The following is a 12,445-nucleotide window of genomic DNA, read 5'->3' as shown; positions in this document are numbered from 1 at the left end:
CTGTCTGAGGCAGCTTCGATAGTTATATCATATCTACAGAGCCGATGGCATCTATTCCAGTGCTATCGGTTTTTGCTGCGGCCGACCAGCTTGTGCAGCCCTACTGCTCGTTTTACCGGCGCCGCCCAACTCGCCTTCCGCGCGCAGCAGAAGTCAGCGAATACTGGCGATTTGACACCCAACAAAGCACGCTTCGAGTGACTGTCGGCCCGTTTTTAATGACGTGGACTGTGGTTTATGGTACGATAGTTCAAATAAGAGTCTTTTTACATAACATAGAGCCTGACAAAAAGGAGTGAGCAGGATGAGTTCAGTTGACCGCATCCTTGATAGTGCATTAGCCGGTAACCGAATCAGTCTCGAAGACTGCATTGAACTATATGAATCAGACCAGATTGAAAAAATGGGGCATGTCGCGAATCAAATTATGCTTAAGCGTCATCCGGATCCTATTACTACGTTTGTTATTGGCCGCAACATCAATTACACGAATATATGCGATGTTTATTGCCGATTCTGCGCATTTTACCGCGCTCCTGGTTCCGCCGAAGGCTATGTGCTGCCGAATGAAACAATATTCACAAAAATACAGGAAACGTTGGACGTTGGCGGTACCGAAATTTTAATGCAGGGCGGGACGAACCCGAATCTGCCGTTCACCTATTATACAGACATTTTGCGTGAGATTAAGAAGCGCTTTTCTATCCAAATGCACTCTTTTTCCCCGGCTGAAATTATGAAAATGAAGGAAGTGTCGGACGGCCTCACTTTAGAGGAAGTAATGCGCGAGCTGCATGCTGCCGGACTGGATTCCTTGCCGGGCGGCGGCGCCGAGATTTTGGACGACCGCACACGCAAAAAGATCAGCCGCTTGAAAGGCTCGTGGCGCGATTGGATGGACGTTATGCAAACCGCGCACAAAATCGGCATGCACACAACCGCAACGATGGTTATTGGCTTCGGCGAGACGATGGAGGAGCGGGCCCTTCACCTTCTTCGAATCCGTGATGCGCAGGATGAATGCATCGCTAATGGATATAAAACTCCGGGTTTCCTTGCATTCATCTCATGGTTGTTTCAGCCCGACAACACCAATTTGAAAGCGGAGAAGCTGGGTCCTCAGGATTATTTGAAAAATGTCGCGATCAGCCGCATAATGCTTGACAACATTCCGAATTTCCAATCCTCGTGGGTGACAATGGGACCTGAGGTGGGGAAACAGTCGCTGCATTTCGGCTGCAACGATTTCGGCAGCACGATGATTGAAGAAAACGTCGTTTCCGCCGCAGGAACAACTCATAAGGTTAATATCTCTTCAACATTGGATATTATCCGTGGGGCTGGCAAAATTCCGGCGCAGCGGAATACCCGCTACGAAATTTTGCGAGTATTTGATAATGAAAATGAGAAGATTGAGAACGACTTTGTAATGCAAAACTAGTCGACAGTGTCCGGCGGCCGAAGCTCCACCGAGCTGCTCCCGGCAGCGCTTGTCTATCACGAATCCGTTAGCGTGGATTTGTGGTAGCAAGCGTTTTTTATTGAGACAACCGTTTGTGCATACCAAGCCTCGTAATTATTGTTGATCACGTTGTGGCATCTAATTTATTTTCGAAAAGGGAGCATTGGTTATGAATCAAGGAATCATTTACGGATTGCTGGCTTATTTGGCTTGGGGGCTGCTGCCGCTGTATTGGCGCCTATTCCAAACCATGCCGGCATGGGAAATCCTCGCGCACCGCATGGTTTGGTCGTTCGTGTTCGTTGCGCTGCTTGTTACTGTCGCCCGCAGATGGAGGCAGCTAATAGGTGTGATTTCTAGCGGGAAAAGTAAATTGGCTGTGTGTTTGTGCGCGTTTTTTATAAGTATCAACTGGTTTCTGTTCATTTGGGCGGTGAACAACGGTCACGTGATAGAAACAAGTTTGGGTTACTATATGAACCCGCTTATAAGCGTGTTCTTCGCGGTCATTTTTTTGAAAGAAAGATTGAGGCTGGGGCAATGGGCGGCCATTATTCTTGCAGCAGCGGGTGTTGTCATTATGGCGGTACAATATGGCCACATTCCGTGGGTGGCGATTGCCCTCGCAGTTTCGTTTGCATTCTACGGACTTGCGAAAAAAATGGCTAACTTAGATACGCTTCTCGGTTTAACTTGGGAGACTCTCGTGGTAGTACCCATTTCACTGTGCTACTTACTCTATTTGCAGACGCAGGGCACAGCTGCGGTGCTTCAGCTGTCGGGCTTTTCCTTGGTGCTGTTGCTTCTGTCTGGCGCGGCTACGGCTTTGCCTTTGTTTTGGTTTGCCCAAGCCGCGAAACTTCTGCCTCTCTCAATGGTAGGCTTCATTCAATATATCGCCCCGACAACAAGTTTATTGCTGGCGATTTTTGTCTTCCATGAGCCGTTCACCGAGGGGCAGTTGATTAGTTTTTCATTCATTTGGTTCGCACTGATCGTATACTCCATCGCTACATTCACCAAGACGAAGTCGCAGAAAAGTTTAAAAAAAGCCGCTTAGCGCAACACTCCCTAACCTTCACGATGGCGCGTTGCACTCATGCTATGATCGAGCGATGCCGCGGCCTCGACAGCGCGATATGCGGCATTAAGTTGGCACACACCCTCTGTGGCGTTGTAGGTGTGGGCGCTTCACTCTGGATCTACGCGGTAGCAGAGCCGAGGCGCTGTACGTGCCCGCTAGCCATCTGTTCGATTTAAAAAAACGAACGATCCGGTAACTTTCGTCCGGATCGTTCGTTTTTTCTGTTAATCAAGCATTCTCGCAGCCAGTGCTTGTGCGTAAGGGTGAATGGGCAATATGTGTGGATTCACGTCTACGTGCGTCAGGCGAGACAGCCGCCCGGCGTGAGTCACCGCGGCTTTCCGCGGGTTATAATACCTAACACGGTTTTGCTCTGACCACAGCGCACAGGCGATTTTTTGCACGGCTGGGAGTCGGATTACGCCAACATTACATGGGAAATTGTTGTTTGTATATATGCTCTGGGGCGACCATATACTTTAAAAGAGAAGCGGGTACGAAAGGAGTGAATCGGATGAAGCTGTTGACTTTAACGATCATGAGAGCTGCAGATGAAGCGGTGGAACGTTTTTATCAAGCGGTCGCCGCTGCAGTACATGAGGTTCACAAAAACCATGCTGTAACCGAGCTGCAGGATAATGCCGGTTATTCCGTAATTCAAGTCTCCGGGGTGTTGCCCCGTTTTCAATTGGACAAACGTATGGACGCAATGCATGTTAAGATTGCAGGAGCTGTGGCCGATTGGATTATCGCCAATGAGGAAGACGACCTGCTGGTTAGCCTGATAGCAAAGGAATTTCACTATGAACACCCGGACGACATCCGGTGCATTCTTAAATATTGTCATCAAAACAACAGAATTGACGCAGAGGAAGCACCACAAGTGCAGCAGAAGCCGGCGCACAACCGTAGATACAAAATTGTTCAGGCAATCTACTCGTACCTTCAGCAAAATGAGCATCTGAATATAGATGGTTTTCTCACTTTCCGACTGGATGACTATGTGGAAGAGCTGCATGATTTGGCGGAATACGCGGTTGATGAATTTGTCATGGATCAGCAATACCAGGAATTTATCTCACTGTTAAAATATTTTGTATATATCCAGGAAGCTAAAATCCCGTTTGCCCATTTGCTGCACAAAGGCGGCAGCGAGTTCACACTGTTGAACGATCGGATGGAGCCTATCGACACAACGGATTGCGACGCCACCTTGACCATTGAGATGCTGGAAAAGGACATTAACTTTGAGGATATCATTGTGAGCACTTTGATTTCCGTCTCCCCCGAAATCATCTACATTCACACTAGAGATCCGCACGTGCAGATCATTCAAACGATCATGCAGATCTTCGAAAACCGTGTTGAACTTTGCCAATATTGCAGATTGTGCCAAAATCTTGACCGAACGGTGGCGGCTGATTATAATGAATTGTAAGACTGAGATCAAAGACATGAATGATTGAAGTACTGCCCAGAGAGAGGAGCAACAGCTGCAAGCTCCTTCAGTTCAACGACGATCATTTACCCCTTTGTAGTCGGGATATGGAACACGGATCGATCCGTCAGTATATGTCTCCGGGCCATTCCCGTTATCGGATGCTATTGAGGATTCGCTCTCCTGTCTTTCCGCCGGCCCGGCCGGCACGGCTGTGAGTCGCGAATCGAATTAGGGTGGAACCACGAGACCAAGCGCACTCGTCCCTTCTGGGATGATGCGCTTTTTTTGTTTTCAAGAATAGGAGGTTGCAGCAATGGGAGTAAAAGTAACGTTTCCGGACGGCGCCGTAAGGGAATTTGAGCAGGGTACTACGATCGCAGAAGTGGCCGGTTCCATCAGTTCGGGGTTGAAGAAGAACGCGGTCGTCGGCAAGCTTAACGGCAAAGCTGTTGACCTGTCCACGCCGCTGGAGCAGGATGCGGCACTAGAAATTGTCACTCTTGACAGTGACACCGGCTTGGAAGTGTACCGGCACAGCACCGCTCATTTGATGGCGCAGGCGATTAAACGAATCTATGGAGAAAAAGAGGTAAAACTCGGTATCGGGCCGGTGATCGAGGATGGCTTCTACTACGATATTGATATAGATAGGCCACTGACCCCTGACGATCTCACGAAGATTGAGAAGGAAATGGAGAAGATTGTACAGGAAAACCTGCCCATCCGCCGCCGTGTGGTGAGCCGTGAGGAGGCGATCCGTATTTTCACCGAGCTCGAAGATCCGCTCAAGCTTGAATTGATCCGAGATCTGCCCCAGGATTCAGTGTTGACCATCTACGACCAGGGTGAATTTTTCGACCTGTGCCGCGGCCCTCATCTCCCGTCCACTGGCCGGATTAAGGCGTTCAAGCTGCTGAGCGTGGCTGGCGCATACTGGCGCGGCGATTCCAATAATAAAATGCTGCAGCGCATTTACGGCACGGCTTTTCCGAAAAAAGCGGAGCTCGAAGAACATCTGCGCTTGCTGGAAGAGGCGAAAAAGCGTGACCACCGTAAGCTTGGCAAAGAATTGCAGATGTTTACTTTTTCACGCGAAGTGGGACAAGGTCTGCCGATTTGGCTGCCAAACGGAGCAAAACTCCGCCGTACGATGGAGCGTTACATCGTTGATCTTGAGGAGCGCCTAGGCTACCAGCACGTGTATACGCCGGTATTGGCGAACGTGGAGCTGTACAAAACGTCCGGCCATTGGGAGCATTATCAGGAGGATATGTTCCCCAAGATGGTAATGGACAACGAGGAGCTGGTGCTCCGCCCGATGAACTGTCCCCATCATATGATGGTGTATAAGAGCGATATGCGAAGCTACCGTGATTTGCCGGTGCGTGTCGCGGAGCTGGGCATGATGCACCGCTATGAAATGTCGGGCGCGTTAACCGGTTTGCACAGGGTGCGGGCTATGACTCTCAATGATGCCCATATTTTTTGCCGGCCGGATCAAATCAAAGAGGAATTCGCGCGGGTCATCAGCCTAATCCGCCATGTCTACGAGGACTTCGGTATAACTGAGTACCGCTTCCGCCTCTCCTACCGGGATCCCAAGGATACCGAGAAATATTTCCCGGATGATGAAATGTGGGAGATGTCTCAGCGTATGCTGCGCGAAGTAGTGGAGGAGTTGGATCTGCCGTTCTATGAAGCGGAAGGTGAAGCCGCGTTCTATGGCCCTAAGCTTGACGTACAGATCAAGACTGCTCTGAAAAAAGAAGAGACACTGAGTACAGCTCAGCTTGACTTCTTACTGCCTGAGCGGTTCCAGCTGGAATATGTGGGCGAAGACGGACAGAAACACCGGCCTGTCGTTATCCATCGCGGCATCATTTCGACTATGGAACGAATGACCGCATTCTTGCTGGAGAACTTCGCAGGGGCGCTGCCGACATGGCTCAGCCCGGTACAGGCTAAAGTCATCCCTGTGTCGAGCGCATTCGAAGATTACGCCAAGCAGGTCGAGGAAAGGCTGCAGCTTGCTGGAATTCGGGTTGAATCCGATTTGCGCAACGAAAAACTCGGCTACAAGATCCGCGAGGCACAGCTCGAGAAAATACCCTATATGCTCGTCGTCGGAGAGAATGAAATGCAAAATAGCACGGTTTCGCTGCGCAAGCGCGGTGCAGGTGACCTTGGTGTTCAGAGCTTGGACAGTATGGTCGCGATGATCGACAATGCGATCCGAACCAAACAAATTGATTGAGCGTAGGTGCTTTAAATGAAATGGGATAAGTCCTCTAGTGTGGGATTTATCCCTTTTTTTTCATAGAACGGTGTATATATTAGTCTGCCCTTGGACAGCCTCTTTTATATAAGGGGTGGTATAAAGCATTATGTTAGCGAAAGCCGCAAGTCATGCGAAATGGATTTGTCTGATCTCCGTGTTAGTGGCGTTGTTCATGATATTGACACACGAGCAGCAGCCGCTGGTTGGGGCGACGACGGACACGCCGTCCGATGCCTCAGCAGGATCTCGTTCGAACCAAACGCAGTTGACAGCGTCGGTCCAGCCTCTGAGCAATCAGGGACAGCTTACAACCAAAGACACCAAGGGCGCCGTGAGTTATCGCATCGTGCCAAACTTAGATCAAGATCTGAGCAAGCTCGAAGCCGTGCAAGTCGTAGCCACAGGCTATTACGCTGGTCCTGAATCCACCGGCAAAAAGCCCGGCCATCCGGAATATGGTGTGACATTTTCCGGCATGAAGGTGCAGCGTGATAAACACTCATTTTCAACGATCGCCGCCGATCCGACAGTTTTTCCGCTTGGCACGGTATTGTACATTCCCGGCTACGGCTACGGTGTGGTAGCGGACACAGGCAGCGCAATCAAGGGAAACCGAATAGATTTATATTTTGATACGAAGGATCAGGTATACCAAGAGTGGGGCAAGAAGACCGTCAACGTGCTGGTTGTTAAAAAGGGCGACGGCAAGATCACGGAAGTCATGTGGAATCAGCTGGAGGACGAAATCTTGTTTTAATTACCAAACATAAAGGCAATGGGTGTGCCTCATACTGATTGTGTAGGAGGTGATTACCGTTGGCTAAAATAAACACAAGCAAGCAAATCGACAAGGAATATACCGAGGAAGATCCCGCCAAAAACATGAAGAAGTCTGCTGAGAACGCCCGCAAAGGGACAGAAGACCTTAAATAACATAGACCTAGCAGAAAAGCTGACGTTTGCGGAGCTCGCGAATGTCAGTTTTTTGTCGCTGGCAAATCTTTTATCTCGCTATGGCAGCCCGCCCTGTGCGCCGCTATCAGCCCTTGGGATTCTTTGATTTATATGACATAATTCGATATAATAGCTGATAGGCAGGCAAATGTAGGTATGGCAAATTTTCTCTGGTAACTCAGTCTAGCGGATGGAGGAGATTTGACGATGCAACGTTTCGCTATTTTACTTATCGCATTGATACTAGTGGGTACTGCGTGCAGCAAACCGGATGCCGCTACCGAACAACCGACACAACCGGGCACGCCGCCGAGCGGTACAGAGACACCTGCGCCCGCACCAAATACAGGTAATACGCCAGCCGCTCCGCCGGCAAATAATGCCGATCCTGCCAAACCTGACGCTACAGCGCCTGCGCCTGCCGCGCCGGCTCCCGTGCAAGCACCGAAGGGTGCAGCGGAACAACCTGTCGCGACCAAGAAACAATATGATGCCGTGGATTTTGGCATGACCTTTGAGGAAGTGCAGAAGCAGATGGGCCAAATGGGCAAGCTGGTGGCAGAGACCAAAGAGGAAGACGGCTCCAATGCTACGCAAACGTATCAGTACAAAACGAGTGCGGGCGGTACCCTCAATGTGACTTTTAAAAACGGCAAAGTACTGAATAAGTCGGAAAGCAGCAAATAACTAGTTATCACAGAACGATCGAATCGGGCGCGACTAATGCCCCGGTTCTTTTTTTGTTACACCTCCCGCCCATGCAAGTGCGCGAACTGTTGCACGCACATGACTTTACTTTGGGCAGCAATTAGGAGTATGATCATGCCTGCTTCGACCGTGGATTGGAGAGGCTGGCGTGCATACATTTGGTGCCATGATCGATCAGTTTTCGGCGCCGGCGAATAAAGACGCCCATGTCGAAGAAAAATGGGTGGAAAGGGCCAGGGAATAATGCGTCAGGTAGAGGCAGGGCGCTAACACGGTATGCCCGCCTTTTGTCATGCACCTGTGCGATGCGCAGGATTCGGCACTAAAAACGAAAGCTTTTAACTTCGTTTTATTTTATTTTAAGGTTATTTTAAGGTTGCAGGTCCAATATAGAAGTAAGAACAAAAGAAGATCTTAATTCACATTGATGCCTTATGGAACGGAGGTTGTGACAATGGATGACAATAAACGGGGATACGATGATTTCTTTCGCAAGCACGGTGAATCTAACGATAGCGTATCGCCTGAGGCGGGCAAGCGGGAAGTCAGCGAATCGAGCGAACAACGCCCATCCAACTATTATTCTTATGGACCTTATAAATCAGCTATGGGACAAGGAAACAGTGAAGTGCAGCCCGCAATGCCGGATAGTCAGCAGCTAGAGGCCACACAGGTCGAGATGACACCGCCGAAACCTGTGCGCCCATACTCGTACAATGGCGGGCAGCCTCCGCACGATCCGATGGCCGGGTGGCAGCATAGCCAGCAGAAGAAAAGAGGGTCGGTATTTAAAAGCGGATTCATTTCCTTTTTGGCCGGAGCTCTCTTGGTCGGGGGGCTGATGTATTCCTCCGATAAGGGGAACTGGTTTACGGGGACTGAAGGTGTATTGGGCAGCAATCCTTCCGCTTCCTCCGGCGCAGGCCAGCTTGCTGCCTCCAATGGCAGTAACGGGGCGGTAACACCGACGGCTATGGATCTGGGCAGACCGACCAACATCGCGCAAATCGCCGAGCAGTCGGGACCGGCCGTGGTGAAGATAGAGACTAAGGTAAAAGCGACAACCGGAGGCCGCAGCGGTTCCGTGTTCGATGATCCGTTCTTCCGCCATTTCTTCGGAGATGACCCGGGTGCGCGCCGGCCGGATGGCGGCGATAGTTCGGGACAGCTCCAGCCAGGCGGCATGGGGACCGGCTTTATTTTCGAGAAAACCGGGTATATCTTGACAAACGAGCATGTTATCGAAGGTGCGGACGAAATTTGGGTGACGGTAGAAGGCTATGAAAAACCGTTTAAAGCTGAACTGCTAGGCCATAGCTACGATCTGGATTTGGCCGCTTTGAAAATTCAAGGCGACAAAGATTTTCCTTTTCTGCCGCTCGGTTCTCCGGATAATGTTGCGGTAGGGGATTGGGTTGTGGCGATTGGTAACCCTCACGGTTTTGATCATACCGTCACCGTGGGTGTGCTGAGTGCCAAAGAACGTCCTATCGCCATCCCGGACAGCCAGGGCGTACGCGAGTACAAACACCTGCTGCAAACCGACGCTTCCATTAATCCGGGCAACTCCGGAGGTCCGCTGTTGAATATGAACGGTGAAGTTATCGGTATTAATACCGCAGTCAGCGCTCAGGCTCAGGGAATCGGATTCGCCATTCCGACGAGCACCATTTCCGGGGTTTTGGATAACTTGAAAAACAATGTGGAGATTCCGAAAGAGCCTGCTCCGTACGTTGGGGTTAAGCTAGCGGACATCGACCAAGACTGGTTGGCGGAATTGAAGCTTCAAAGCACGGACGGCGCGATCGTCTCCGAAGTGGAACGTAGAAGCCCAGCCTTTAAGGCGGGGATACGGCCATACGACGTCATAACTGCGGTTAATGGCGCTCCGGTAACGAATTCCGCAGAGTTGGTGGAAAAAATTAAATCTCTGAAGGTAAATGACAAGGCTGACCTGACGATTATGCGCGATGGCAAACAGGAAACTATCTCGGTCACCATAGGTGACCGCAACGCCGAGCAGTAAAGATGGTCCAGTAGAGCGAGACAATCTAGTCTCGCTCGTTTATAATGAGACTGATTGTTGTCTAATATATCGGCACGAATAGTAGAGCAGTTCACGTGGCTTGCGATAGACAGGTCAAGCAGCGGCAAGACAACCAAGAAGTAGGGCGGAGCACGGCTTTGCGTGTTGCTCTGCTTCTTTTTGTATGCAGCGCATTTTGCTACAATGGACAGTAAAAAAGGGCGGTGCTTTTATGAGAGATAAAATATTGGTAATAGATGACGACGAGAAAATCACATCCATGCTCAGGCGTTCGCTTGCTTTTGAAGGGTACACCGTGTTCACGGCGAATCATGGCATGGACGGCTTGAAGCAAATACTCGAGCACGATCCGGACACCGTTATACTGGATGTCATGATGCCGCAATTAGACGGGTGGGAGGTTGTCCGCCGTATCCGGGAAGGTGGCGCTACGGTGCCGGTGTTGATGCTCACTGCGAAAGATGAGATAGAAGACCGGGTGAAGGGACTCGATTTGGGCGCCGATGATTATTTGGTGAAGCCGTTCGCATTAGAGGAACTGCTAGCGCGAGTGCGCGTGCTCTTGCGCCGTAAAAATGCGCAGAAGGCGGAGGAATCAAGCAACCGGCTGCAATTTCAGGATATTTTTATGGATTTGGATACACGTGAAGTATTTCGCGGCGCGCAGTTGATTGAACTAACCACCAAAGAATTTGAGCTGTTGCACTTATTCATGCAAAATCCAAAACGGGTGCTGTCCCGTGATGTCATCATGGAAAAGATATGGGGCTACGATTATAGCGGTGAGTCTAACGTACTTGAGGTGTATATCGCACTGCTACGTCAGAAAACGGAGGAGCACGGGCACAAAAGAATGATCCAGACCGTTCGCGGCGCCGGTTACGTACTGAGAGGAGACAGCTGACGTGTCGATTCGTCTAAGACTGACCCTATGGTATACAGCCATTCTATCAGTCACATTGCTGCTGTTCGGCATTGGCTTGTATTGGCTGCTCAATGTTCTGTATTACGATTACATCGAGGATGACCTGCGAAAGCAGGGAGATGCGGTGTATAGACAGATTCAACCGCGCATTAATGTAACGCTGGGCGGAGACATAAGTTTTGATTTTGTACTCCAAGGACAAGATATAGTTAATAACACCAATAAATTTTATCAAATAACAAATTTTCAGACCGGCAAGCTGCGCGGGTCGGAAAATTTGGAGGACGCCGGGATCGTACTTCCCCCTGTGACCGACGCCCAGAAGCAAAAGCTGCTCGCCAATACTTCGTTTTTTTCGCGCACACAGGTTGGAAAATTGCAGTTTTTGATCTATCACATGCCCATACCGTTGGGCAATCAGCTGGCAGGCGTGTTCCAAGCCGCTGTACTGGTCGACAGCTCCGAGCGCTTGTTCGGCATCCTGAGGTTCATCCTCGTGTTCACGGCGTCAGTAACCGTGGTGTTGGCGGCATCCTTCGGCTGGTTTCTCGCACGCAAGGCGCTCAAGCCAATTGACCAAGTTATCGATGACGCCAATTCGATAGAAAAGGGTGCCGATCTAGGCAAGCGTATCAACTACACCGGACCAAACGATGAAATCGGACGATTGACAAGTACGATCAATGGCATGCTGGAGAGGCTGCAAATGGCCTACTCAGAGCTCGAAGAGTCATATCGCAGACAACGCCGTTTTGTCTCGGATGCCTCCCATGAGCTTCGCACGCCGCTTACGACAATTCGCGGTAACGTTGATTTGTTGGAAAAAATGTGGAAGCAAACTGCATCGGTAGGCTCGGTGCCAGAGCGGCAGCAGTTGGAGATGTCGCTCGAGGCCATGCATGATATCGCGGGCGAGTCTGAACGTATGAGCCGTCTGGTTAATGACATGCTGTCGCTTGCACGAGCGGACGCCGGCATTCAAATGCCTAAAATGGAGTTGCAGATGCTCCCGCTAGTCGCTGGTGTGGCGCGAAAAGCACAGCTGCTGCCGCGTTCCGTGGAATGGATCACCGGTGATTTGACACCTCTGCAGGGGGTGTATGTGCAGGGCAATCGGGATTACCTGCAGCAGTTGATTTACATCTTCGTGGAGAATGCGTTCAAGTACACCGATCAGGGCTTTGTCAAATTGGATGCGGTTCGTACGGAATCGCAGATCGGCCTGCGCATCGCGGATACCGGCATTGGCATGAACAGCGAAGAGGTGCCGATGATTTTCGAAAGGTTTTATCGTGTGGACGTATCCCGCGGTAAAACAGCCGGAACCGGATTGGGCTTATCTATAGCCAAATGGATTATAGATGAGCATCATGGATCGATTCAGGTAGAGTCGCGTCCTGGGGAGGGCAGTACGTTTATTATCTGGCTGCCAATTTCGAGCATTTCTGACAGCGAGCGCGAGCAGGCATTCCCTCCGCCCGAAGATTCCGGTATACTGGAAGAGTAAGTGACAGAAAGTGAATGTATCCACTTGCAATGAATAATA

At 50.4% G+C, this 12,445-nt stretch carries 10 protein-coding genes; all 10 read left to right on the top strand.

Going from position 1 to position 12,445, the window contains the following annotated elements; translation table 11 throughout:
- The first annotated feature begins 304 nt into the window (after window positions 1–304).
- The 10 genes from mqnC (at window position 305) to CBW46_RS12970 (ending at window position 12,406) form a co-directional block, all read left to right on the top strand.
- On the top strand, window positions 305–1,441 hold the full coding sequence (mqnC, locus tag CBW46_RS13015) for a cyclic dehypoxanthinyl futalosine synthase (RefSeq protein ID WP_089200438.1): 1,137 nt from the start codon (window positions 305–307) through the stop codon (window positions 1,439–1,441).
- 190 nt (window positions 1,442–1,631) lie between these two features.
- Window positions 1,632–2,522 (top strand): EamA family transporter RarD, encoded by an 891-nt coding sequence (gene rarD / locus CBW46_RS13010; RefSeq protein WP_089200437.1) that lies wholly within the window; start codon window positions 1,632–1,634, stop codon window positions 2,520–2,522.
- Window positions 2,523–3,060: 538 nt separating this feature from the next.
- A complete protein-coding gene (gene ytxC, locus CBW46_RS13005) occupies window positions 3,061–3,984 on the top strand; it encodes a putative sporulation protein YtxC (RefSeq protein ID WP_089200436.1) in 924 nt (307 codons plus the stop codon).
- Between the two features lie 316 nt (window positions 3,985–4,300).
- Window positions 4,301–6,241, top strand: coding sequence for a threonine--tRNA ligase (gene thrS / locus CBW46_RS13000; RefSeq protein WP_089200435.1), 1,941 nt, complete (start codon window positions 4,301–4,303; stop codon window positions 6,239–6,241).
- Window positions 6,242–6,371: 130 nt separating this feature from the next.
- Window positions 6,372–7,022: a 3D domain-containing protein gene (locus tag CBW46_RS22075; protein ID WP_089200434.1), complete on the top strand. Its 651-nt coding sequence runs from the start codon at window positions 6,372–6,374 to the stop codon at window positions 7,020–7,022.
- A 404-nt stretch (window positions 7,023–7,426) separates the two neighbouring features.
- Window positions 7,427–7,906, top strand: a complete 480-nt coding sequence (locus CBW46_RS12990) for a hypothetical protein (protein WP_089200433.1) — start codon at window positions 7,427–7,429, stop codon at window positions 7,904–7,906.
- A gap of 169 nt (window positions 7,907–8,075) precedes the next feature.
- Complete coding sequence (locus CBW46_RS21830) at window positions 8,076–8,171, top strand: YugN family protein (RefSeq protein WP_243633300.1); 96 nt, start codon at window positions 8,076–8,078, stop codon at window positions 8,169–8,171.
- Window positions 8,172–8,381: 210 nt separating this feature from the next.
- Entirely contained in the window at window positions 8,382–9,953 is a 1,572-nt protein-coding gene (locus CBW46_RS12980; protein ID WP_089200432.1) for a S1C family serine protease, read from the top strand.
- A gap of 232 nt (window positions 9,954–10,185) precedes the next feature.
- Window positions 10,186–10,878, top strand: coding sequence for a response regulator transcription factor (locus tag CBW46_RS12975; RefSeq protein ID WP_089200567.1), 693 nt, complete (start codon window positions 10,186–10,188; stop codon window positions 10,876–10,878).
- Window position 10,879: 1 nt separating this feature from the next.
- Window positions 10,880–12,406 carry a sensor histidine kinase gene (locus CBW46_RS12970; protein WP_089200431.1) on the top strand — a complete coding sequence of 509 codons (1,527 nt, stop codon included), beginning with the start codon at window positions 10,880–10,882 and terminating at the stop codon, window positions 12,404–12,406.
- Window positions 12,407–12,445: the final 39 nt, after the last annotated feature.

This window comes from Paenibacillus xerothermodurans, from assembly GCF_002220865.2.
GTDB classification, from domain to species: domain Bacteria; phylum Bacillota; class Bacilli; order Paenibacillales; family NBRC-103111; genus Paenibacillus_S; species Paenibacillus_S xerothermodurans.
This window is presented reverse-complemented; position numbering and strand designations above follow the sequence as displayed.